Here is a 23,350-nt window from a genome sequence, read left to right on the forward strand (position 1 = left end):
GCCGCGGCGGTCCGGTCAGCGCGGGCACCCCAGGTGGTGGTGGAGCACGAGGTCGACGTGGACGGCGCCGAGGTCGTCCAGGCTCAGCCCGGCTCCGGGGTCGTACCAGTGCAGCAGGGAGTCGAAGGTCGCCAGCACCTCGTCGGCGACCCGCCCGGGCTCGCGCACCCCGAAGTCCCCGCGGGTCACGCCGTCCAGGATGATGCCGCGCACGTGCTCGCGGTACGCCCGCGTCAGTGAGGTGACCTCGCGGTGTCGGGCCGGGTGGATGGCGCGCAGCACCGGAAGCAGCTCGTGTCCCAGCGCGGTCGCCGCCCGGTGCCGCCAGCCGGTCTCCACGTGCCGTCTGACCAGCGTGGACATGCGTTCCTTCGCGGGCCGGTCCGGCCGGTCCGCGGCCAGTTGCCCGTGCACCCGCTCCCGTGTGGAGCGCAGCACGACGGCGTAGGCCAGGTCGAACCGGGTGGGGAAGGCGCGCCTGAGCGCGGCGGGGTCGGCCCCGGTCTCGTCCGAGATCCGGGAGGTCAGTTCGGACATCGCCAGGCCTTGTGGGCCGTGCTGGGCGAACAGGTGCGCCGCGCAGTCCAGGACGGGTGCCGTGGTGCGGAGCGCGTGAGGGGATGTGTCGGCCGTCATGTGCTGTCTCATCGCTCGGAGTACGCCCCCGGAGGGGTGGGAGGGCGTGTGGTCTTTCACCGGATCGGTTCCGCGCCCCCCGCTCTCAGACCGGACCGGCGGCCGGTGCCCGCCGCTCCCGTCCGCTGGTCAGAGACACCAGGTCCTCGATCCGCTCGGTGGCGAGCGCGTCCACGCCCATGCCCACCACGCGCGCCATCTCGGGGAAGTCGTTCACCGTCCACGCCGTGACGCGGTAGCCGCGCAGGTGCATCTCCGAGACCAGTTCCCGGGTCAGCAGCGTGTAGTGCGTACCGAGGAAGGTCGGACGCAGGGTCCGCACCACGTCCTCGGGCGGAGGGCCCGGCTTGTCCCAGGCCAGCATCAGCCGGGCCTCGGAGCTGCGGTCGCGCAGGGCGTCGAGGGTCTCGGTGGAACCGGTGAAGAGCACCTGGTCGCCGAACCCGCGCGCCCGCAGCAGGCTGTCCGCCGCCAGCGCCGCGTCGGGCGCGCCGGCGTCCACGAGCAGGGGAGGGGGCGCGTCGCCGGTGTACTCGGCGAGCACCTCCATCAGGGTGGGCACGCGCCGCTCCACGTCGTCGCGGGCGGTGGCGATCTCGGCCAGGGTCAGATCCCCCACGGGTCGGGGCGGGGAACCGGGAAGGGCCACGAGCCGTTCGTCCACCAGGACGGGATAGCCGTCGGAGGTGAGGTGGACGTCGATCTTGACCAGGTCAGCCCCGGCACGCGAGGCTGAACGCAGGGCCGGGAGGGTGTTTCCCGGGAAGCGTGCGGTGTCTCCGCGCAGTGCGATGGACAACGTCATGTCGTCAAGGGTGGCAAAGACTTCCGCTTTACGTGGTGCAAACAGGAAAAACGCCCGCCGGGGGCGGGCGCGGACGGGCGTGCGTCGCCCCGCCCGGAACGGTGTTGCCGTTGCGTGGCGCCGCGATTGCGAGCGGACTCACGTCGTCGGGGACGCCGACGGGGTGCGGCGAGCTGGGAAACTTTGTTACACGGCGTCGTGACCGCACGGTGCCCCATGACCGTCCCTGGAGTGTGAGGCGAACGATGATTCCGGACCAGAGACGAGAGCACATCCTCAAGCTCCTTCAGGAGCGCCACGTGCTGAGCATCAACGAGCTCACGTCGATGCTGTCCGTGTCCCACATGACGGTCCGGCGTGACATCCAGGCGCTGGAGAACGACGGCAAGGTGCTGTCGGTCACCGGGGGAGTGCGGCTCGCGGCGCGGCTCAAGAGCGAGCCCTCCTACCTGGCCAAGGCGCAGCTGGAGGTGCCCGCCAAGCGGGCCATAGCGCGCGCGGCGGCCGACCTGGTCCGGGAGAACTTCACCATCTACCTGGACGCGGGCACGACCACGCTGCAGATGGTCCCGCTGCTCACCGACAAGGTCGGCCTGACCGTCATCACCAGCGACTTCAACGTCGTGGGCCACCTGATGGAGTACCCGGGGATCGAGCTGATCCACACCGGCGGGGTGGTCTCGCACTCCGATCACTCCTCGGTCGGGCGCTTCACCGCCGACTTCCTGCGCCAGGTGAACGTCGACCTGGCCTTCATCGCCAGCAGCTCCTGGGACGCCGAGCGCGGGTCGACCACGCCCTCCGAGGCCAAGGTGGTCGCCAAGCAGGCGCTGCTGCGGATCGCCTCCAAGAGCGTGCTCACGGTCGACAGCACCAAGTACGGCAAGTTCGGCACCTTCAGGGTGGCGAGCCTGGAGGAGTTCGACCTGATCATCACCGACGACCGGCTCCCGCGCTCGGCCGTGGACGACCTCGCCGAGCGCGACGTGCGCCTGAAGCTGGTCGAGGTGGAGTAGACAGGGGAGCCCGCCGGGCTTTCCGGAGGCTCGGGGTCCGAACCCGCTCCCCGCCCGGTCGACGGCGCGCGTGGACGAGGCCCGGGCCGCGGTTCCGCGCGGCTCAGTCCTCGTCGGCGTCGAGCTCCGCGTGGGCGAACAGGGCCAGTTCGGTGCCGTCCGGGTCGTAGAAGAGCAGGGTGGAGCCCTCCTCGCCGTGCATCACCGGGGAGTGCTCCACGTCCATCTCCGCGAAGCGCTCCTCCCAGGCCTCCAGTTCACCCAGGTTCTCCACGCCCAGGGTGAGCCGGTCCAGGCCGCAGTGCCTGCGGTCGAACCTGCCCTTGAAGTTGTCGCGGTGCTGGATGAGCGCCAGCAGCAGCCCGGAGGCCGGGTGCTGGCACTCGGTGCGCCGTGTGCCCTCGTGGTCGCGCTTGCCGAGGACCCGGAAACCCAGGACCGTGCGGTAGAAGCGCACACTCTCGTCGCGGTCGCGGACCGACAGGGTGACGCGGGCGAGCCCGTTGAGCTGGGGCACGGGCACCTCTCTGCGGCGGGGGCCGATGGTGGCCAGTAGATCGAGCACGATCATCGAGCCTAGGTCGGAGTCAGAATGATGGGTCCCTCTTTAACGCGGGTTTAACGCCTGATGTTCCCCGAATCACCCCGACACACCCCCTGACCTCCCCCGTCACCCCTCTCAGGCGCCCGGAGTGGAACGTGTCACCGTCGCCGGAGAGGACGGTTCGCCGCGCACGTACCAGCGGGCTCGCATCACCAGGACGGTCACCGCGAAGGAGAGCAGGCCGCCCAGCGTGGCCAGCACGAACGCCCCCTGGTGGCCGTACGCGTCGGCCAGGACGCCCGCGACCGACGACCCCAGCGCCTGCCCCAGGATCAGACAGCTCAGGACGACGGCCATCGACTGCGAAAGGCGGCTGGCCGGGGCGGCCCTCTCGATCAGCCCGAACAGGCTCACGATGTGCGGGCCGATCGCGGCGCCCAGGACGAAGATGGCCACCGCCAGGGCGGCCGCGCCGTGGGCCGCGTACAGCGGCAGGGTGAGCAGGAACAGCGCGCCCGCCGCGATCCGGGTCCGCGCGGTGAGCGGGAAGCCCACGGGGACGGAGGCCATCAGCAGGCCCGCGACGGCGCTGCTGGTGCCCATCACCGCGTACATCAGCCCGGACAGGTCCCCGTGTCCGGAGGCGGCGGAGAACGCGGTCACGCCGGTGGACATGCCGCCGAAGAACAGGCCCTGGCAGAACATGGGGACGGCCAGCACCAGCAGCGCGGGCGTGGCGATGCGGCCCCCGGCGCCCCGCACCGGCGGGGTCCCGGGCGGCGCGGTGGGGTGCAGGGCGAACACGGTCCCGAACACGCCGATGAGCACGGCCGCGCCCAGCACGCTCGCCGCCGGGGAGAGCGTCACGGTGAGCAGGCCCACCAGGGCGGGGCCCAGGACGAAAGCGGCCTCGTCCAGCACGCCCTCGACCGACATCGCCGCGGACACCGAACGCTCGCGCTCCTCGCCCCGGTGCGGCCCCCGCCGGATGAGCACCACCCAGCGCGTGCGCGCCATGGGGCCGATCTGGGGCATGCACAGGCCCGCCACGGCGGCCAGCACGGCCAGGACCGGGGCGGAGGCCTCCGCCAGGACGGCGCTCACGAGCACGGTGATGAGCACGGCGTCCACGAGCGAGGTGACCAGCACCGGGACGCGCTGCCCGCGCCGGTCGGCGAAACGGGCGATGACGGGCCCGCCCACGGTCTCCCCGAGCGCGAAGGCGCCGGTCACCGCACCCGCGGCGGCCACGCTCCCGGTCGTGGTGGTGACCAGGGTGAGCAGGCCGATCAGGGACATGGAGATCGGCAGGCGGGCGAGGAAGGTGCTCAGGAGCAGCGGCCACCCGGCGATGTGGTGCATGCGCCGCAGCGTGTCCAAAGGTGACATCCGGCCCCTGTCCGCGGTCGTGGTTGCCGACCCCCGGATCCCGGCACGGCCGTACGGCTCGGGTCATCGCGAAAGGGCCAAAATTCATCCCATGATATGGCCGTCGTCGGTGGGCGGGCCCTCGCAGCGCCCGCAGGGGGGTCTTTCGGGCCCCGGCGGGCCTCCCGGTACCCGTGCGGGGGCTTCCGCGACCCCGGCGGGCCCCGCGGCGTTCCCACCGGACGCGCCGCGCGGGGAGGGGCGGGCGCGGGCGCCGCCCGCCGGAAAAGGGGTGGCCCGACCCTGACTTTCGACGGTGCCGCCGACCCGCCCCCGATGTGTAGGTTCACCCGCATGGACCTCTCCGTACCGCGCGCGGGCCTTCGGCGTGCGCTGACCCCGCTCGGGGGCTGGCCCACCCGGGGCGCCGTCTGGCGCGACGTGCTGTTCGGGGCCGCGATCGCCGCCCTGTGCCTGGGGGAGATGCTCATCCGCTGGCGCGCCGGGGAGACGTCGGCCGCCGAGGCGCTCGCCACCGCGTGCGCCGCGGTGGCGCTGACCGCGCTGACCGTGGTGCTCTGCCGCCTCTACCCGCTGCTCGCCCTGACCGTGGCGCTGATCGGCTCGTTCTGGGTGTACGGCTTCGGCGTCCTGCTGCTGTGCGTCGCCTACCTGGTGGGCCGCCGCGTCCCCACGGTGTGGTCGGCGCTGGTGCTCTTCACCTCCGTGACCGTCCTGTGGACGGCGGTCGGAGCGCTGCTGTGGCCCGAGGTGCCGGCCGCGTGGCCCGCCACCGTGAGCACCGCCGTGTTCACCGCAGTGCTCCCCTGGCTGGTGGGCGTCTACCGGCGCCAGCACGTGGCCCTGGCCGAGGCCGGATGGGAGCACGCCCGCCAACTCCAGCGCGAGCACCGCCTCACCGTCGACGAGGCCAGGCTGCGCGAGCGCTCCCGCATCGCCCAGGACATGCACGACTCCCTCGGCCACGAGCTCAGCCTCATCGCCCTGCGCGCCGGGGCCCTGGAGGTCAGCCCCGACCTGGACGAGGAGCACCGCCGCTCCGCGTCCGAGCTGCGGATCACCGCGGTCGACGCCACCCACAGCCTGCGGGAGATCATCGGCGTGCTGCGCGCCGACACCGAACCCGCGCCCATGACCCCCGCGGGCGAGGGCGTCCCCGCGCTGGTCGAGCGCGTTCGCGACTCCGGCATGCGGGTCGTGCTGGTGCGCGACGGCGACACCGGCCGCCTGCCTCCGATGGTCGACCGCGCGGTCCACCGGGTCGTCCAGGAGTCGCTCACCAACGCCGCCAAGTACGCCCCCGGCGCCGACGTGACCGTGTGGCTGACCGCCAGCGGGGAGCGGGTGGAGGCCAGGGTCACCAACTCCGCGCCCCCGGGACCGTGCCCCGACACCGGCCCGGGCGGCAGGCGCGGACTCATCGGCCTGCGCGAGCGCGTCCGCCTTACCGGGGGCTCCTTCGCCGCCGGGCCGAACGGCGACGGCGGCTGGGAGGTCTGCGCGACCATGCCGCTGGACGGCACCGCCGGGACGGGGCCCGACGAGGACGGGGAGGCGGCCCAGATCGACCAGCTCCAGCTCGCCGCCCGCCGCCGGGTGCGCGGCTGGACGATGGTCCTGGCCCTGGTCCCGGTCACCGCCGCCGTGGCGATCGTGCTCGGGCTGGGCTGGATCGGCGTCACGAACATGGAGAGCAGCACCCTGACCCCCGAGGAGTTCGCCGACCTGACCGTCGGCGACCCCCAGGCCGAGGTCGAGGAGGCCCTGCCGCCGAACTCGGTGTACATGGACGCGAGCGTGCTGGCGCAGGACGCCGTCCCCCCGGGAGCCACGTGCAGCTACTACCGCAGCGATGGCGTGTTCTTCAGCGAGGAGACGTTCTTCTACCAGCTCTGCTTCTCCGAGGGGCGGCTGCTGAGCAAGGGCGAGGCGCCGCTACGGTGACCACGCGAACCCGCGACGGACACAGGGAAGAGGGACACACGTGATCAGGGTGCTGCTCGCCGACGACGAGGCGATGATCCGCGCCGGGGTACGGGCGATCCTGCGCAGCGATCCGGAGATCGACGTGGTGGCCGAGGCCGCGGACGGCCGCGAGGCCGTGGACCTGGTGCTCTCCCACCGCCCCGACGTGGCGCTGCTGGACATCCGGATGCCCCGGATGGACGGCCTCGCCGCCACGTCGGAGATCCGCAGGGTCGCGCCCGAGACCGCCGTGGTCATCCTCACCACCTTCGGGGAGGACAGCTACATCTCCCAGGCGCTCGGCGGCGGCGCCAGCGGCTTCCTGCTCAAGGCGGGCGACCCGCGCGAGCTGATCGCCGGGGTGCACGCGGTCGCCGACGGCGGCGCCTACCTGTCCCCCCAGGTGGCGCGCCAGGTCATCGCCCGGTTCGGCGGGCCCCGGGCCGCCCGGGAGGCGGCGGCCGTCGCCCGGGTCGAGGAACTCACCCAGCGCGAGCGCGAGGTGCTGGCCCTGGTGGGGGCGGGCCTGTCCAACGCCGACATCGCCGACCGGCTGTTCCTCGTGGAGGGCACCGTCAAGAGCTACGTCAGCGCCATCCTCAACCGGCTGGAGATGCGCAACAGGGTGCAGGCGGCCATCCTCGCCCACGAGGCCGGACTCGTGGACACCTCCGACACCTGACCCGGTGCCGGGCGGACCCGCCGCGACGGGGGGAGAATGGGGAGTATGGACGACGCGTGGCTGGAAGCCGCCTGGCGCGGACTCGCCGGGGACGGACCCGAGGCGGTGGCGGTCGGCGCCGAACTCCTGGGCCGCTGGAACGAGCCGCACCGCCGTTACCACACGCCCGCCCACCTGGAGGCCGTGCTGCGCGCGGTCGACCTGCTGCTCCGCGAGGAGAGGGTGCGCGACGCCGACCTCGTGCGCTACGCGGTCTGGTTCCACGACGCCGTCTACGAGGGGGTCCCGGGCCGCGACGAGCGCGAGAGCGCGCGGCTCGCCGAGCGGCTGCTGTCCCTGACGGGGATGGGGACCGCGCGGGTCCGCGAGGTCGTGCGCCTGGTCGGGGTGACCGCGACGCACCGGCCGGGCAGGTGGGACGCCGACGGCGCGGTGCTCTGCGACGCCGACCTGTCGGTGCTGGCCGCCCCGGCCGACGAGTACCTGGCCTACACCACGGCGGTGCGCGCCGAGTACCGGCACGTTCCCGACGAGGACTTCCGCACGGGCCGGACCGCGGTGCTGCGGTCGCTGCTGGAGGCGCCGCACCTGTTCCACACCACGGCCGGGCGGGCGCGCTGGGAGGCGCGGGCCCGGGTGAACGTGCTCGCCGAACTCGACCGGCTGAACGCCCCGCCCCCGGTGGAGCCGCCCCCGCCCTGAACCGGCCCGGTCAGGCCGTGCCGGTCAGCCGGGCGGCCTTGGGCCGCCGCAGCCCGGACGCGCGCAGACGCGTGACCAGTTCGCGCCCGCTGACGTGCTCGGCGCCCAGCTCCAGGGCCCGCGCGTGCAGGTGCTCGGGGATGTCGTAGTGGTCGCGCTCGAACGCCCGCGGGTCCACCCCGAGCGCACGGGCGAAGGCGTGCAGCTCCTCGTAGGAGCTGTCGCTGACCAGGTGCGCGAACAGCCAGCCGCGCGGCCCCGGCCAGACCGGGGTGTCGATGAGAACGCTCATCCCGAAACTGTAGGTCCTGTCCGGGCGGGACCGGTGCGGCCCGTCTCCGCCCCGGTCCCGCCCCGCCCACTCCGCCCGGCCCCGCTCCCTCCGACCCGCCTCAGGCGCCCAGACCCCCGTCCACGGGCACGATCGCGCCCGTCACCATCGAGGCCCGGTCGCTGAGGAGCCACGCGGCCACCTCGGCCACCTCGCGGGGCTCGGCCAGGCGGCCGAGCGGGGTCGCCGCCCTGTTGTGCTCGATGACGCCGGGGGACACCGCCTCCCACGCGTCGAGCATCTCCGTCGCGGTACCGCCGGGGGTGATGCCGTTCACGCGGATCCCCTGCCGGGCCCAGGTCACGGCGGCGGACTCGGTGATGCTGTTGAGCGCGCGCTTCATCGCGCCGTACGCGGGCAGGGCGGGGTTGGCGCGGCGGCTGCCGACGCTGGAGGTGTTGACGATCGTCCCGCCGCCGTTTCGGCGCATGAGCTCGGCCTCGGCCGTCATCGCGGTCCACTGCCCCCGGAAGTTCACCGTGAACTGCGTCTCGACGTCCTCCTCGCTCGTCGTGTCCAGCGGGCCGGGCTGCTGGACCGCCGCTCCGTTGTTGAACGCGCCGTCGAGTCGGCCGTGCAGCTCCTCCACGCGCCCGACCGCCGCGCGGATGCTCGCCCGGTCGGCCAGGTCCATGGTCACCGCCTCCGCGTCGCCGCCGTCGGCGCGGATCTCGGTGACGATCCGCCGGAGGGCGTCGGTGCCGCGTGCGGCGAGCACGACGGCCGCGCCCTCCCTCGCGAAGAGGCGGGCGGCGGCCGCCCCGATCCCCCGGCTGGCGCCGGTGATGAGGACGACCTTGCCGGTGAGCAGGCCGATGGGTGAGGTTTTGCTGTCGTTCGTCATGTTGACAGTGTCAGCTCGGCCTCCGGGCCGGATACAGGTACAGGCGGTACCAGGATCCGCCGCCGCGCGGCGGGCAGAATCGGGGTATGGACAGACGGGAACTCGGGGCCTTCCTCCGCAGCCGCCGCGAACGGCTGCGGCCGTCGGACGTCGGCCTCCCCTCGGGCCCGCGTCGGCGGACACCGGGTCTTCGCCGCGAGGAGGTGGCGGTCCTCGCGCACATCTCCACGGAGTACTACGTCCGGCTCGAACAGGCCAGGGCGCCGCGGCCGTCGGGCGAGGTCCTCGCCGCGATCGCGGACGCGCTGCGGCTCACGGACGCCGAGTCCGACCACCTCCACGTCCTCGCGGGCACCGCGCCGAACCGCACCCGGCTGCACCGGCGCGACGTGCGCCCCAGCATCCTCACCCTCCTCGAACGCCTGCCCTCGACGGCCGGGATCGTGATGTCCGCCGTGTTCGAGGTCCTCGCCTGGAACGACCTCGCGGCCGCGCTCATGCACGACTTCGGCGAACTCACCCCGAAGGAGCGCAACCTCGCGCGCCAGGCGTTCCTCGGGCCGACGCGGCCCGGCACGGCGCTGTACGGGGACTCCGACGCCGCCGGGTTCCGGCACCACGTGGTCATGGAGCTGCGCGCCGCCCTCGCCCGCTACCCGGAGGACCCCGCGGTGACCGGCCTCGTCGACGAGCTCCGCGAGACCAGCCCCGACTTCGTCCGGCTCTGGGAGCGGCACGACGTGCGGGCCGCGCGGACGCTCACCAAGACCTTCCTGCACCCGGTCGTCGGGGAGGTCACCGTCGACTGCGACGCGCTCGCGCTCACCGACCGCGACCAGCACGTGGTGCTCTACAGCGCGCCGCCGGGGTCCTCCGGCGCCGAGGCCCTGGCCCTGCTGGGCGTCCTCGGCGCCGGGTCCGGCGTCGGACCGCGGTAGCGCCGCGCGGCCCGGTGACCGGGCGATCGCGGCGGCCGAGCCGGGCGGCACCGGGGTAGCGCCGCGCGCGGGCGGGTGACCGGCCCGCCGCCGACGCGGGCGTCAGCGCGGGCGGTCGCGGCCGAGGCCCCCGCGGTCAGGGCCGCCCGGTCACCGGGGCGCTCACCGGGCGCCAGGGCACGGGGCTGGACATCACCATGGTGCTGGAGGGGCGGCCGTGCTCGGCGAGCTTGTCGATGACCTCCTCGAAGTGCTCCATGGAGCGGACCGCGATGAGCAGGACGCAGCAGTCGTCGCCGGTCACCCGGTGCACCTGGAGGATCTCCGGCATCTCCAGCGACGCCTCGTCGCGCAGCAGGCAGTGCGCGCCGAAGCACTCCATGCGCACCAGGGCGGTCACGGGCAGCCCGGCCGCGGCCGGGTCCACGTGCGCGTGGTAGCCGGTGATCACCCCGCGGTCGGTCAGGCGCCGTACGCGGTCGGCGACGGCGGGCGCGGACAGGTTCACCCGGCGGGACAGTTCGTTGAAGGACAGGCGCCCGTCCCGCTGGAGCTCGGCGAGGATGCGCTGGTCGACGCTGTCCAGCGGGGTTGCCAACCGTGAGGCCATGCTTTGCGTTCCCAAAGTCGAGAGTCACAACGACTTACGAATGCTAGGCCAATGTCCCCTTCGCGTGTGCGACGGCCCTTCCTGTTCGGGGCGCGGGTGCCCGATGATGTCACCTCACGCGCCCGGCGGCCGTGCGCGGGGGCGGACCCCTCCGCCCGAGGCGCCGCGGGCGCGCCGCCGTACACGCGATCGCGACAAGGGGTTTCGCATGCTCACCACGACCGCCCAGCAGTGTCCGTACGCCGGTGACCCCGGCGGGGCCGAGGCGGCCCGGAGCGCCGGGGACGACAGCCCGACCCTGTCCTTCGACCGTGCGACCCCCTACGTCGACTACGCCGGCATCGACACCCTGCTGTCCCTGCAGAAGCCGCGCACCGCCGAGCCCGCCGAGCCCTCGTTCATCATCGCCACCCAGGTCATGGAGCTGCTGTTCACCCTGGTCCGGGAGCGCTGGGAGGCCGCCCGCGACGCGCTGGAGGCCGACGACGTGCCCGGCGCCCTGGCCTGGCTGCGCCGCGCCCGCAACGCCCAGGACGTGCTCAACGACTCCTGGGGCCTGCTCGCCGACATGACGCCCACCGAGTTCAACCGCTTCCGCGACTCCTTCGGCGAGGCCTCGGGATTCCAGTCCTACGGCTACCGCAAGCTGGAGTTCCTGCTCGGCAACAAGTCCGCCGCCATGATCCGCCCGCACAAGGCCATGGACGGCGTCGCCGGCGAGCTCACCGCCCTGCTGGAGCGGCCCGGGCTCTACGACGCGGCGCTGCGGCTGCTGCACCGCCGCGGCCTTCCCGTCCCCGAGGACCGCGTCGAGCGCGACTGGACCCTGTCCTACGAGGCCAGCCCCGGCGTGGAGGAGGCCTGGAAGGCCGTCTACGCCCACGACGTGCCCGGCAACGAGCTGTTCCTGCTGGCCGAGGCGCTGCTCGACGTCGCGGAGCGGGTCACCCGGTGGCGCCAGCGCCACCTGGTCGCCGTCAAGCGCACCCTGGGCGGCAGGCCCGGCAGCGGCGGCTCCAACGGCCTGAACTGGCTGGCGCGCAACGCTGAGCAGGACGTCTTCCCCGAGCTGTGGTCCCTCCGCAGTACCGTCTGACCCGTTCCCACCCGCTGCCACGAGGAAGCAGGACCCCGATGACCCCCGCCACCCGCGCGGACTGTGTCGCGCTCGACGCGGCCGACCCCCTCGCTCCCTTCCGGGAGGAGTTCGTCCTCCCCGAGGGCCTGGTCTACCTGGACGGCAACTCGCTGGGCGCGCTGCCGCGCTCCACCCCCGGCCGGGTAGCCGACATGATCGAACGCGAGTGGGGGCGCGACCTCATCCGCAGCTGGAACGACGCCGGGTGGTGGGACAAGCCGCGCACCCTGGGCGCCAAGATCGCGCCGCTGGTCGGCGCGGCGGCCGACGAGGTGATCGTCGGCGACGGGACCTCGGCCAACCTGTTCAAGACCCTGGTCGCGGCGCTGCGCATGTCCGACCGCTCTGTGGTGCTGGGCGAGGCGGGCAACTTCCCCACCGACCTGTACGTCGCGGAGGGGGCGGCCTCGCTGACGGGCGCCACGCAGAGGCGCGCGGACCCCGACGGCCCCGCGCTGGCCCGGGACCTGGAGCGGGGCGACGTCGCGGTCCTGCTGCTCAGCCACGTGGACTACCGCAGCGGCACCCTGCGTGACATGCCCGGCATCACCCGCCTGGCCCACGAGCACGGCGCCCTGGTGGTCTGGGACCTGTGCCACAGCGCGGGCGCGGTCCCCGTCGACCTGTCCGGCAGCGGCGCCGACTTCGCGGTGGGGTGCACCTACAAGTACCTCAACGCGGGTCCGGGCGCCCCCGCGTTCCTGTACGCCGCACGCCGCCACCACGCCGCGGCCGACCAGCCCCTGAGCGGCTGGCACGGGCACGCGCGCCCCTTCGACTTCACCGCGGACTACGAGCCCGCCGAGGGGGTGTCGCGCTTCCTGAGCGGTTCGCAGCCGCTGGTGGCCGACGCCGCCCTGGAGGCGAGTCTGGACGTGTGGGCGCGGGCGGACATGGAACTGGTGCGCGCCAAGAGCCTGGCCATGACCGACCTGTTCCTGGAGCGCGCGGCCCGGGCGGGGATCTCCTCGATCACCCCGGCGGAGCACGCGCGGCGCGGCAGCCAGGTGGCCCTGGTGCAGCCGGAGGAGGGCGCCGGGTACCCGATCGTGCAGGCGCTCATCGCGCGCGGTGTGGTCGGCGACTTCCGCGCCCCCGACGTCATGCGGTTCGGATTCACCCCGCTCTACCTGCGCTACGTCGACGTGTGGGACGCCGCGCAGGCCCTGCTGGAGGTCGTGGAGACGGGGGAGTGGCGCCAGGAGCGCTTCTCCCGCCGGGGTCAGGTGACCTGAGACCCGGCGCCCGGCCCGGCCCGGGGCCGGGCCGCCGGACCCCGGACCGTCGTGGCGGCCGTGCCCGGCGGTCGGGCGGCCCTCCGGGGCTCCTTCGCCCGTGCCCGGAGCCGGCCGGAGCGGCGCTGACCGTTCCCGTATGTGTGTTTTGCGTGGTCTTGACCACGTTCGCCGGTAACCCGCATCCTCCCCGTCCGCCGCCGCGGCCCGGGGCGCGGGGCTCCCCGTGCCGCTCCACGGCCGTCCTCGGGCGGGTGGAGTCGAAACTATGACGAGGGCCACGGAAAGGCCCCTCCACTGTCCCGGGGCGGTCCGTAAATCCCCTGCCACCGGGGCTTTTCGCGTTTTCGGTCCCTCGCACGACCCGTTTCGTAGCGTATTGCGAGAGACACGCAAAGTCATTTTACCTCGGGGGATTGCGCGCTTTGCCTAAACGTGGGTTAGTGTCCTCGTGATCGGTTCGTTATTGCTGTTTGACGAACCGATGCCGAGCCCTTGACCGGCCGAGAGCCGCAAGGGAGTCGAGACCTCTTTCCCCGGGGACAGGGCCGCGCGAATCCACGCGCCTGCGCCAGCGGAGAAGCCGAATCCCATCGGTACATCCCGTTCCCGCCCGCCACTCGCCGCCAGCGACGCGGGAGAACCCTGCCTTGACCACGCCCTCGCGGGGGCGCACCGAGCGTGCCCGCACGCCGGGCGAGTCATGCCCGCGGTCTTCTCGGCCCTGTCGTCAACCTGGCTTCCTACTTATGAGCAACGACACTCCCATTCAGCACGGCGAAGTTACCGCGACCTACTTCTGGGACGACGGTTCCGGCATCAACGGGGACACAGGAGCCCCCGCGAGCGGGGAACCCATGCAGAAGGGCCTTTTCTCCAGCCCCAGTTGGCCGCTCGGCACCGAGGGCTATGTCGTCTACGAGGGCAAGAAAGCCGAGTTCTTCATCGGCGACCGGGGCCCGGGCGCCCCCTCCGAGGGTTGTGACGTCCTCCTCGACATGGACGGCAAGACCTTCGCCGAGATCACGGGCGAGACCTGGAACGACAGCGACTACACCGTCAGCGGCGGCAACGGCCACCTCGAGGTGGAGTACTACATCACCGAGTGGGGCGACGGCGCGGGCACCGAGGGCGCACCGCACCCCTTCCAGCAGCCCGGCAACAAGTGCGAGGACGCGGTCTCCCCGATCCCCGAGGACGCCCTTCCCGAGGAGGAGACCGAGGAGCCCGCCGAGGAGAGCGCGCAGAAGACCGAGCAGAGCGAGGAGCCCGCCCCGGAGAAGGCCGAGGGCGAGCCCGAGCAGAGCGCCGAGGAGCAGCCCGAGGAGGGCGCCGCCGAGGACGGGAACGAGGACGGCGACGGCGGCGTGACCGCCGAGACCGCGGCCAACGACCTGTCCGGCTTCCAGCTCATGGGCTCCGACGGCGTCATCAGCGGCACCGGGCTGCTGGCCCTGGCCCTCATCCCGGCCGTGCTGCTCGCCGTGCTCTTCGCCTGGACGCGCCGCCCGTCTGGCGCCCACGCCGGAGCCGAGGACGACGGCGGAAGTCTGACGGACGCGAGCAGCGGCCGCCACAGCCTGGGCACGCGGCTCAACTCCGTGATCGACAGGCTGCGCGGCGGGCGCTGACCCGCACAGGACGGCCCGTCGGCCGGGACACGTGTTCCGGCGCACCGCGGGGGCCACGGCCGACCGGCCGCGGCCCCCGTTCGCGTCCGCGGCAGGAAGGTCCGCACCGGCGGGCCCGCCGTTCAGGCCTCCCGCGGCCCGTGGGCCGGGGCCGGGCGCCGGTCCACGAGGCGCACCGGCTCCGCCGAGGGGAGTGGAGGAGCCGGGCCGGATCGCTCATCGGTGTGCTTCATGTCTTGAATATGAGGTGAATCACCCCATATTGTCGATAAGTCCATCCGGATACTGGACGAACTGCCCAGTAGTGCGGCGCGACGGCCCGGATGTTCTCCGTCGATGATCGTGTGAGCGGTACGAGGTAGACACATGGCCGTGCAGTTGGACGACACCGACCGTCGCATCATCTCCCTGCTCCGCGACGACGGGCGCATGTCCATCCGCGCGGTCGCCGAACAGGCGCACATCTCCCGCGCCAACGCCTACTCCCGCCTCGAACGCCTGCGCTCGGAGGGCGTCATCCGCGGCTTCACCGCCGTCATCGACCCCGAGAAGTACGGCACCGCCCTGTCGGCCTACGTGTCGGTGCGTATCGAGCAGCACTCCTGGGAACGCTTCCGCGGCTACCTGCGCGACATCCCCGAGGTCGACCACGCCGCGCTCGTCTCCGGGGACGTGGACCTGCTCCTGCTGGTCCGTGTCACCGACGCCGCGGCCCTGCGCACCTTCGTCCTCGAACGCCTCCAGCGCATCCCCGAGGTCAAGAGCACGCAGACCATGTTCATCCTGGACGAGCCGCCGCTCTAGACGGAGCCGGGGCGAAAGGGGCCACCGCCCCGCGAAGCGGCCCTTGGGGCGGTGCCGGGGAGGGTCCTAGTCTGGGCCCCATGCCTGAGTACCGCGTGGTCGACGCCTTCACCGACCGGCCCCTGGCCGGGAACCCCGCCGCCGTCCTGGTCCTGGACGAGGCCTACTCCGACGACTGGGCGCAGGGCGTGGCCGCCGAGTTCAACCTGTCCGAGACCGCCTTCGCCCGGCCCGTGCGGGAGTCCGGCGCCGACTACGAGCTGCGCTGGTTCACCCCCACCGTCGAGGTCGACCTGTGCGGGCACGCCACCCTGGCCACCGCGCACACCCTGTCCGAACTCGGTGTCCCCGGCCCCTACCGCTTCACCACCCGCAGCGGCGTCCTCACCGTCACCGAGCGGGACGGGCGGCTGTGGATGGACTTCCCCGCCGCGTGGCCCAAGCGCGTCGAGGAGCCCGAGGGACTGGCCGAGGCCCTGGGCTCGCGCCCCCTGTGGACCGGCCTGGGCCTCGGCGGCCAGGACCTGCTGGTCGAGCTCGCCGACGAGGAGGCCGTGCGCGGGCTGTCGCCCGACATCGCCGCGCTGGGGCGGATGCCGTACCACCTGGTCATCGTCACCGCCCGGGCCGACGAGGGCCCCGACTTCGTCTCCCGGGTCTTCGGCCCCAACGTCGGCGTGCCCGAGGACCCGGTCACCGGCAGGGCGCACACCGTGCTCACCCCGTTCTGGGCCGACCGCCTGGGCCGCAGCGAGCTGAGCGCCCACCAGGCCTCCGCGCGCGGCGGCGACCTGCTGGTGGAGGAGCGCAACGGGCGGGTGATCATCGGTGGCGAGGCGGTCACCGTGGCCACCGGCACGCTGCTCCTCTAGGCCCTGGCCAGCTCCGCGCACCCCCAGGGTGCGGGTTCCGGCTGTGCGGGCGGCGGGGCCGGGCGGGACCGAATGTGAGCGCGGGGACGGAGGAATCCGGGTTTCCCCCTCACGGGGCCCCGAGTTCCGGTAGAACTGGTCCGAGGCACCTCCCCACCCCTCCCGGGGAGGTGCCCGCCGCGGCCCCTCCGGCACACCCCCTTGGTATCGGGGGGCCGCGGCGCACCCCCCGGAAGACCGGCCCCGTCGCCCCAGCGGGGCCGGTCCTCTCCGGCGGACGGCCACCGTTGCGGCGTTGCCGGCGGAGCCGTCCCACCGGCGCCGCCCGCCCGGGCGGGCGGGACCGCGGGATTCAGGGCGCGCTGAACCTCCGGTCCTCGTCCGGGCGGGCGACGACCGGAGCGTCCGGTGCGGTTGTCCGCAGGCCCTCTGCGGCGGACCCGCGGAACACCCCCCGGGACGGCTCCCTCACTCCGCCCGGGACAGGAGGAGCGAGGAGTTCTGCCCGCCGAAGGCGAAGGAGTTCGACAGGGCCAGTCCGTCGGGCATCGGCTGCGGGTCCCCCAGGAGCAGGTTGAGGTCGATGTCGGGGTCCACGTCGTCCTTGCCCACGTTCAGGGTGGGAACGGCCACGCCCCTGCCGAGGCTGAGCAGGCACACGATCGCCTCCAGCGCGCCCGCCGCTCCGAGCGGATGGCCGTAGTACGACTTGGTCGACGACACCAGCGGCCGGTGCGGGAACAGGGACGCGATCGCCGACGCCTCCGTCCGGTCGTTGAGCTGGGTGGACGTGCCGTGCGCGTTGACGTATCCGACCTCGGACACCCCGTGGTCGGACCTCGGCGAGAACAGCCCCGCCATCGCACGGGTGACCCCGTCCAGGTCGGGGGCGAGCAGCGAACCCGCGTCCGAGGTGCCGTGGTAGCCCACCACCTCGCCGAGGACGGGCGCGCCCCGCCGACGCGCGTGCTCCCACGACTCCAGGACGAGGACCCCCGCGCCCTCCGCCATCACGAACCCCGAGCGGTTCCCGGAGAAGGGCACCGACGCGCCGTCGGGATCGGACGAGGACGTCATGGCGCCCAGCTTCCTGAACGGTTCGAGGACCTGGTCGATGACACAGGCCTCAGCGCCTCCGGCGACGGCCACTTCCAGATCGCCCGCGCGCACCCTCCGGAACGCCTCGCCGATCGCCACGCTGCCCGAGGCGCACGCGGAGGCGTAGCTGAGCGCCTCGCCCCGCAGCCCGAACTCGATGGAGATGTTCGCCGCGATCATGTTCATGAGCCCCTTGGGCACGATCAGGGGGGAGATCTCCCGCACCCCGTGGACGGCCCCGTCGCCGAACTCGGAGGCGAGGGTCTGCACGCCGCCGATCGAGCTGCCCATGAACAGGCCCGCCCCGTGGAGCACCTCGGGCAGATCGAGCAGGCCCGCACCGGTCAGGGCCTCCTTCGAAGCGCGCAGCGCCAGGCGGGTGACCCGGTCGGTGTGGCGGCGGACGCGGGTGGGGAACCCCTCCTCCCAACCGTCGGGCACCCGGGCGACGAGGGTCACGCCCTCGATGTCCGGTTCGGTGAAGTTCGTCCTGCCGTTGAGCAGCGATCCCCAGAACTCCTCCGTGTCAGCGCCGATCGGGCTCACCACGCCGGTACCGGTCACCACGACGCGTCGTTTCGTTTCGGACACCATCAACTCCTTCTCAGGCGGGATCGCGACCTGATGAGGACGACCGCGAACAGCACGAGCACGGTCGAGCAGGTCAGGGCGAACGGCAGATAGGACGTGCTCGCGGGGACGAAGGTGACGAAGGTGGACATGATCCGGTCGAAGAACGCCCGGACCACGGCCGAGGCGGCGAACGCGGTCAGAGCGACGAGCGACACGACCAGGGGGACCGTGTAGCCGAACACCGCCCGGTTGAGGACGCCGGGCGAGTAGCCGTTCATCCGCATGATCCGGACGAACTCCCCCTGGGTGGCGAAGGTGAAGCGGTAGATGGACAGGAGCATGATGGCCAGAAGGGCCACCGCGATACCGATGAGCAGCGACACCTGGATGTTGATGATCTCGACGATGCTCTCCCCCGAGGAGGCGATGCTCTCCCGCGAGACCGAGGGGACCGCGTCGTGCAGGTCGGGGTGGCGCGACCCGGTGAACGCGACCGGGACGGACGGGGCCCGCGTTCCGGAGTCCTCGATCCGCTGGTCCTCGGGGACGTACACCAGCGCGGAGGTCGCGTTGTCGGTGACGGCGCCGACCTCCAGCGTGTACTCGGCCTCGCCCTCGATGTCGGTGAACCGGAGCTCGCTGCCCTCGCCCACCCCGTACTTGTCGGCGAACGCCTCGGTGACGGTGGGTTCGTCCACCTCACCGAAGAAGCGCGAGTCCGACGGTACGGAGAACACCATCTGCGCGACGTGCTCGTCGTCGTACAGGGTGGTGAGCCGGGCGAGTTCGTCCTCGTCCCGTTCCAGGCCCGCTTCGGCCACGGCGTCCGACAGCACGTACATGTACTCGTAGTCGGTGTCCGTTTCGAGCATCGCCACGTACTCGTCCACCGAGATCTTCAGCATGAACGAGAAGTTCACGAAGAGGCTGACGATCAGCACGAGCGCGACCAGGGACAGTGGCTCCCGGGGGTTGCGCAGGGCCTTGACCAGCCGTAGCCGCAGCCCGAAGTCGGGGATGAACCGCAGCCCCGAGGTGGACACACGGGGCTCCCGGCGTGCCCTGCGGCGCCGGCGGGGCCTTCGGTGGACCATCCGGTAGCAGGCGTAGTCCACGAGGAGCAGCACGGCGAGGGTGACCAGGGAGACGGCGACCAGCACCGGGACGTCGACCGAGAGCGGCGGATAGTTGTAGAGCCTGCCGTTGATCGACATGATCGGTGTCGCCGCCACCGCCGTCAGGGCCGTGCACACGACCCAGGCCGCGACGAGTGTGAGCACCGTCTCGACCCGGTAGTGCCCGCGCAGGCGGGAGGCGAGCCCGAGCCGCTCGAAGGTGGCGATGTCGCGTTGTTCCCTCCTGCGCGTCTCGAAGTGGTACACGGACACCAGGGCGACGATGATGGCCGTGAAGATGACGAAGATGAGCGCGGCCAGGTCGCGCGGGGCGGCGGAGTCCCCGATGACCTGCTGGATCCGGGAGTTGTTGTCCGAGTCGCGTATGAGTGAGGGAGCGTACTCGTCGATGACGGACGCGACGTCGGTGCGCTCGTCGAAGGAGAACTGCCGGGTCGCCTCGTCGAGGAACTCCGCGTCGAAGGTGTCGCCGGTGACGAACGCCATGCCGAAATCGTCCGCGTTCGGCTGGAGGACCAGTTCGCTGCTCTTGGTGGTCATGTAGTCGGGTGCGGTCGCGAAGCCGACCACTTCGAGGTCGAGGGACCCGACGGTGACGCGGTCGCCGACCTCCAGCCCGTGGGCGTTCGCGTACTGCTCGTCGAGCAGCACGTCGTCGTCGGCCTCCAGGTCCCGTCCGGCGACCACCGCGTGCAGGTTGACCGACTCCCGGGGAGGGAACAGCCGCAGAGTGGAGTCGTCCGGTCCCGGCACGTCGGCGCTGAGCACCGACTCCACCCCGTCGGCCACCTCACCCCGTACCCGTTCCCCCTCCCCGCCGTCGGCGACGAGGAAGTACCCCTCCTCCTGGTTGTTCTCCTCGGCGAAGCGTTCGAGGTCGCCGAGCACGCTCGTGGACGCCACGAAGAAGGAGTTGCTCAGGGTGAACCCGATGACCGTGATGAGGAAGAGCGTCACGAGCTCGGGCCAGTTGCGTTTCGCTCGTCGCCGTACCCGCTTGCGCAGCGTGTCGCGGAGGGCGGGGCTCACCATGCGACCGACGAGGCGTCCACGGGTGCCAGGCCCCGGTCGTCGGAGACGACACGGCCGTCGTGCAGGCGCACGACCTGGTGGGAGATCCCCGTGACCAGCTCGTTGTGCGTGATCATCACGATGGTGACACCGAACCGCAGGGTCAGGTCCTGGAGCACCGAGAAGACCTCGCGGGTCGACACCGTGTCGAGCGCGCCCGTGGGCTCGTCGCAGAACAGGATCGCGCACTCCTTGTTGAGCGCCCTCAGGATCGCGCACTTCTGCCGCTGGCCGCCGGAGCACTCACCGGGGAAGCTGTCCACCACGCCGCGCAGGTTCCAGCCGTCGATCAGCTCGTCCACCTTCGGGATGAGCGGCCGGTCGAGCACGATGTTCTCGTGCAGCGTCAGGTCCCCGACCAGGTTGTACTCCTGGAAGACGAACGCGATCTCGTCGCGGCGGAAGCGGTCGACCTCCCGGCGCGACAGGGAGTGGACGTCGCGGTCGGCGACGGTGACGGTGCCGGAGTCGATCCCCTCCAGGCCGGACAGGCAGTTGAGGAGTGTGGACTTCCCGGATCCGGACGGGCCGAGGATGGTGCAGAGCGTCGCCTCCTCGATCTTCAGGGACACCCCCTTGAGCACGGTGGTGCCGTGTTCCCCGCCGACGGGGAACGACTTGACCAGGTCCTCCGCCGCGATCACGAGGCGCCCTCCGCCCGCCGCACGAGCAGGAAGTACGAGTAGTACATGCTGTCGGCCGGAACGATCTCCTCCACGGCCAGGCCGGCCTCCGAGAGCTGGTCCTGGAGTGTGCTCCAGTAGGCCACCGACCGGAAGTCCGACAGCACGCGGTTGAGGAGGGCCTCGGCCTTGACCAGGGAGTTGCCCACACCGGACAGGTAGAGCTGGGTGTTGGGCACCGGCGAGGTCGAGCGTACGAGGACCTCCTGGACGTCCTCGAAGTCGGGGAAGTACTGGCCGATGACGTAGGTGCCCGTCGGCGACAGGACCTCACGGACCCTGCGGAAGAACGGGACGCGTTCCTCCTCGGGCATGTAGAAGATCATGAAGCTGCTCAGGACCATGTCGAAGCGGTCGTCGGTGTCGTGGTCGGTGAACCGGACCGATTCCACGCGTGTGTTCGGATGCCCGGACAGCCGCTGGCGTGTGGCGTCGGCGACCTTCACCTGGGGTTCAAGGCCGACCATCCGGGCGGTGGGCAGGGTGGAGAGCACCGAGCTCATGTGCAGGCCGTCACCGCAGCCGATGTCCAGGACGGACGCGGGGGAGAGGCTGCGGCAGAGCCGTTCGAACGAGCGCTTCGTGTAGAGCTCGTAGGCCAGTGCCCCGAGGTCGGAGTAGAACTTCTCGGAGAAGGAGGGCGCGACCTGGGCGTCGAACCTCATGCCCTCCAGTTCGAGGATGTACCGGCTGAGGACGATCAGGTAGCGCACGTCCGGCCGGTGGAGCGGCCCGGACTCCCCGTCCGCCTCGGCCTTGCGGATGAGCCCTCGGACGAACACGTAGTCCTTCTCGGCCTCGGCGCGCGGGCGCGTGGCCGAGTCGCCGCCGAAGCCGGGGAACCCGGTGGTGTAGGCGGGTTCGGGGACGACGGCGCCGTCCACCCGTGCGGCGACGCCCAGTTCCAGGGCGAGCCGGAGGAAGTCGTCGAGGATCCGGGGGTCCGTGTCCGGGCGCGCGGACAGGTCGCCGTCGGGGAACTCCCGGTCCATGAGGGTGAGCACGATGTGCCGGAGGAACCCCTGGAGCTTGGACAGGAGGAGGAGCTGGAGCAGGGGTCCGCCGCGCAGGCCCAGCCCGTTCGCCGCCGCCAGCGCCGCGCGGACGACGGGCGTCTGCCGGGAGCGCAGCGCCAGGTTGTGCCGCCTGAGGGCGATCTCGCTGTGCCTCATCGGGCGGCCTCCAGCTCGTTCAGGGCCTTGAAGGTCACCTCGAGGTCCTCCTCGGTGTGCAGGCGGGACAGGAAGAAGCGGAGCCTGGCCTCGTCCTCCCGGACCGCCGGGTGCAGGATGGGCGCCACGTTGATGCCGCTGACGTGCAGCTGTTCGGAGAACCTCAGGGCGAGGGCGGAGTCGCCGGTGATGAGCGGGACCACGGGCGTGCCCCCGCTCTTGCCCGTGTCCAGGCCCATGTCCCTCAGGGCGCCGAGGAAGCGCTGGGAGACCTCGTGCAGCTCGTCGATCCAGTGGGGGTTCTCCTGGCACAGGCGGATCGACTCCAGGGCCGCCGCGGTGTTGGCGGGGGTCATACCCACGCTGAAGACGAAGCCGGGGAGGTTGTAGCGCAGGTACTCGACGAACCCGCGGCTTCCGGCGATGTAGCCTCCGCAGCTGTTGAAGGCCTTGCTGAGGGTGCCCATGTGGATGTCGACGCGGCGCGGGTCGACACCGAAGTGGCTGGCCACACCGCGGCCCGCGCGCCCCACGGTGCCGATCGAGTGGGCCTCGTCGATCATGAGGAAGGCGTCGTGGTGCTCCTTGATCCGCAGCAGCTCCGGCAGGGGGCACAGGTCGCCGTCCATGCTGTAGACACCCTCGACGACGATGACGACGTTGCGGAACCTGGGGCGCAGCCGTGCCAGCTCCTGTTCCAGGTTCTCCATGTCGTTGTGCTTGAAGGGCTTGCGTTTGGCGTCGGAGAGCAGCGCGCCCTGGATGAGGCTGTTGTGGGCCAGGGAGTCGTGGAGGATCAGGTCGTCCTCACCGAACAGGTTCCCCAGGATGTTGACGTTGGTGCTGTGCCCGCCGACCTGCACGAGCGCGTCGTCCACGCCGATGAAGTCGGCGATCGTGCGCTCCAGCTCCCCGTGGAGGCCGATCTCGCCGCCGATGAGCCTGCTCGCCGAGACCGAGGTCCCGTGCTCCGCGACGGCGTCGTCGACGGCCTTGCGGATACGGGGGTGGCCGTTGGTGCCGAGGTAGTTGTAGCTGGAGTAGTTCACGAACGTGCGGGCGCCGACACTGATCGTGTTCGCGGCGATCCCGCGGTAGGCGGCGAAGTAGGGCAGGTCCTCCTGTCCGCGGAGGAAGTCCCCGAACTGGACGATCTTCTCCATCCGTGCGATGCCCTCGGGAGCCGCGGGGGCGTCCGCCGGGGTGTCCTCGACCAGTGCGTGCAGACGGAGTTCGAGGTCGGCGTAGGTGATGTCGTCCTGGAAGTCCTCCCACGGGTCGATCGCGCGGATCTGGGGGTAGTTCTTGGCGAGGCTGGAGACGAGGTCCATGATCATGATCGAGTCGAACCCGAGGTCGTCGATCATGAGTTTTCCGGGGTCGATTTCGTGGGTTTCGTACGAGGCTATTTCGGCGACGGTTTTGAGCAGATCGGTACTCATGTTACTCGTGTGACTCATGGGGGCTCCAAGTCG

22 protein-coding genes are annotated in these 23,350 nt (G+C 72.0%); 10 read left to right on the plus strand and 12 right to left on the minus strand.

Going from position 1 to position 23,350, the window contains the following annotated elements:
• Positions 1-15: 15 nt before the first annotated feature.
• The gene (locus tag ACSTA4_RS08070) at positions 16-636 is read right to left on the minus strand and encodes a TetR/AcrR family transcriptional regulator (protein ID WP_416024512.1); all 621 of its coding nucleotides are present in this window, start codon (positions 634-636) and stop codon (positions 16-18) included.
• Between the two features lie 85 nt (positions 637-721).
• Positions 722-1,441: a glycerophosphodiester phosphodiesterase gene (locus ACSTA4_RS08075; protein ID WP_444963012.1), complete on the minus strand. Its 720-nt coding sequence runs from the start codon at positions 1,439-1,441 to the stop codon at positions 722-724.
• A gap of 245 nt (positions 1,442-1,686) precedes the next feature.
• On the opposite strand from ACSTA4_RS08075, the gene ACSTA4_RS08080 reads away from it, so the two are divergent.
• Positions 1,687-2,457: a DeoR/GlpR family DNA-binding transcription regulator gene (locus tag ACSTA4_RS08080; protein ID WP_013151829.1), complete on the plus strand. Its 771-nt coding sequence runs from the start codon at positions 1,687-1,689 to the stop codon at positions 2,455-2,457.
• A 103-nt stretch (positions 2,458-2,560) separates the two neighbouring features.
• Here the strand turns inward: ACSTA4_RS08080 and ACSTA4_RS08085 are convergent, their stop codons facing one another.
• Entirely contained in the window at positions 2,561-3,028 is a 468-nt protein-coding gene (locus ACSTA4_RS08085) for a VOC family protein (RefSeq protein ID WP_047868282.1), read from the minus strand.
• Between the two features lie 108 nt (positions 3,029-3,136).
• Positions 3,137-4,390: an MFS transporter gene (locus ACSTA4_RS08090; protein ID WP_444963013.1), complete on the minus strand. Its 1,254-nt coding sequence runs from the start codon at positions 4,388-4,390 to the stop codon at positions 3,137-3,139.
• Positions 4,391-4,723: 333 nt separating this feature from the next.
• Between ACSTA4_RS08090 and ACSTA4_RS08095 the strand changes: the two genes are divergently transcribed.
• From ACSTA4_RS08095 to ACSTA4_RS08105, 3 genes are read left to right on the plus strand one after another with little or no spacing between them, the layout of a single operon-like run.
• Positions 4,724-6,334, plus strand: a complete 1,611-nt coding sequence (locus ACSTA4_RS08095) for a sensor histidine kinase (RefSeq protein WP_444963014.1) — start codon at positions 4,724-4,726, stop codon at positions 6,332-6,334.
• Between the two features lie 40 nt (positions 6,335-6,374).
• Complete coding sequence (locus ACSTA4_RS08100) at positions 6,375-7,037, plus strand: response regulator (RefSeq protein WP_444963015.1); 663 nt, start codon at positions 6,375-6,377, stop codon at positions 7,035-7,037.
• Between the two features lie 45 nt (positions 7,038-7,082).
• Entirely contained in the window at positions 7,083-7,739 is a 657-nt protein-coding gene (locus tag ACSTA4_RS08105; RefSeq protein WP_444963016.1) for an HD domain-containing protein, read from the plus strand.
• A 10-nt stretch (positions 7,740-7,749) separates the two neighbouring features.
• On the opposite strand, the gene ACSTA4_RS08110 is transcribed toward ACSTA4_RS08105, so the two are convergent.
• Together ACSTA4_RS08110 and ACSTA4_RS08115 are read right to left on the minus strand one after the other, a co-directional pair.
• A complete protein-coding gene (locus tag ACSTA4_RS08110) occupies positions 7,750-8,031 on the minus strand; it encodes a DUF4031 domain-containing protein (protein WP_013151835.1) in 282 nt (93 codons plus the stop codon).
• A gap of 100 nt (positions 8,032-8,131) precedes the next feature.
• Positions 8,132-8,914: an SDR family NAD(P)-dependent oxidoreductase gene (locus ACSTA4_RS08115; protein ID WP_444963017.1), complete on the minus strand. Its 783-nt coding sequence runs from the start codon at positions 8,912-8,914 to the stop codon at positions 8,132-8,134.
• 86 nt (positions 8,915-9,000) lie between these two features.
• On the opposite strand from ACSTA4_RS08115, the gene ACSTA4_RS08120 reads away from it, so the two are divergent.
• Positions 9,001-9,852: a helix-turn-helix transcriptional regulator gene (locus ACSTA4_RS08120; protein WP_444963018.1), complete on the plus strand. Its 852-nt coding sequence runs from the start codon at positions 9,001-9,003 to the stop codon at positions 9,850-9,852.
• Positions 9,853-9,988: 136 nt separating this feature from the next.
• Here ACSTA4_RS08120 and ACSTA4_RS08125 read toward each other — a convergent pair whose 3' ends face one another.
• Entirely contained in the window at positions 9,989-10,462 is a 474-nt protein-coding gene (locus ACSTA4_RS08125) for an Lrp/AsnC family transcriptional regulator (protein WP_444963019.1), read from the minus strand.
• Between the two features lie 208 nt (positions 10,463-10,670).
• On the opposite strand from ACSTA4_RS08125, the gene ACSTA4_RS08130 reads away from it, so the two are divergent.
• The 5 genes from ACSTA4_RS08130 (at position 10,671) to ACSTA4_RS08150 (ending at position 16,142) form a co-directional block, all read left to right on the plus strand.
• On the plus strand, positions 10,671-11,558 hold the full coding sequence (locus tag ACSTA4_RS08130) for a tryptophan 2,3-dioxygenase (RefSeq protein WP_444963020.1): 888 nt from the start codon (positions 10,671-10,673) through the stop codon (positions 11,556-11,558).
• A 38-nt stretch (positions 11,559-11,596) separates the two neighbouring features.
• The gene (gene kynU / locus ACSTA4_RS08135; protein ID WP_444963021.1) at positions 11,597-12,835 is read left to right on the plus strand and encodes a kynureninase; all 1,239 of its coding nucleotides are present in this window, start codon (positions 11,597-11,599) and stop codon (positions 12,833-12,835) included.
• A gap of 749 nt (positions 12,836-13,584) precedes the next feature.
• The gene (locus ACSTA4_RS08140; RefSeq protein ID WP_444963022.1) at positions 13,585-14,466 is read left to right on the plus strand and encodes a hypothetical protein; all 882 of its coding nucleotides are present in this window, start codon (positions 13,585-13,587) and stop codon (positions 14,464-14,466) included.
• A gap of 366 nt (positions 14,467-14,832) precedes the next feature.
• Positions 14,833-15,270, plus strand: a complete 438-nt coding sequence (locus ACSTA4_RS08145) for an Lrp/AsnC family transcriptional regulator (RefSeq protein WP_130396955.1) — start codon at positions 14,833-14,835, stop codon at positions 15,268-15,270.
• A gap of 80 nt (positions 15,271-15,350) precedes the next feature.
• On the plus strand, positions 15,351-16,142 hold the full coding sequence (locus tag ACSTA4_RS08150; protein ID WP_444963023.1) for a PhzF family phenazine biosynthesis protein: 792 nt from the start codon (positions 15,351-15,353) through the stop codon (positions 16,140-16,142).
• A gap of 468 nt (positions 16,143-16,610) precedes the next feature.
• Here ACSTA4_RS08150 and ACSTA4_RS08155 read toward each other — a convergent pair whose 3' ends face one another.
• The 5 genes from ACSTA4_RS08155 to ACSTA4_RS08175 are packed head-to-tail and all read right to left on the minus strand — an operon-like array spanning position 16,611 to position 23,335.
• Positions 16,611-17,834, minus strand: coding sequence for a beta-ketoacyl-[acyl-carrier-protein] synthase family protein (locus ACSTA4_RS08155; RefSeq protein ID WP_444963024.1), 1,224 nt, complete (start codon positions 17,832-17,834; stop codon positions 16,611-16,613).
• Positions 17,834-19,981: an ABC transporter permease gene (locus ACSTA4_RS08160; RefSeq protein ID WP_444963025.1), complete on the minus strand. Its 2,148-nt coding sequence runs from the start codon at positions 19,979-19,981 to the stop codon at positions 17,834-17,836. Before ACSTA4_RS08160 ends, ACSTA4_RS08155 begins: the two co-directional genes overlap by 1 nt.
• Positions 19,975-20,664, minus strand: coding sequence for an ABC transporter ATP-binding protein (locus ACSTA4_RS08165; RefSeq protein WP_444963026.1), 690 nt, complete (start codon positions 20,662-20,664; stop codon positions 19,975-19,977). Before ACSTA4_RS08165 ends, ACSTA4_RS08160 begins: the two co-directional genes overlap by 7 nt.
• Entirely contained in the window at positions 20,661-21,875 is a 1,215-nt protein-coding gene (locus ACSTA4_RS08170; RefSeq protein WP_444963027.1) for an SAM-dependent methyltransferase, read from the minus strand. Before ACSTA4_RS08170 ends, ACSTA4_RS08165 begins: the two co-directional genes overlap by 4 nt.
• A complete protein-coding gene (locus ACSTA4_RS08175; RefSeq protein ID WP_444963028.1) occupies positions 21,872-23,335 on the minus strand; it encodes an aminotransferase class I/II-fold pyridoxal phosphate-dependent enzyme in 1,464 nt (487 codons plus the stop codon). The genes ACSTA4_RS08170 and ACSTA4_RS08175 overlap by 4 nt, the downstream gene beginning before the upstream one ends.
• Between the last annotated feature and the right edge of the window lie 15 nt (positions 23,336-23,350).

Source organism: Nocardiopsis sp. M1B1 (assembly GCF_052466615.1).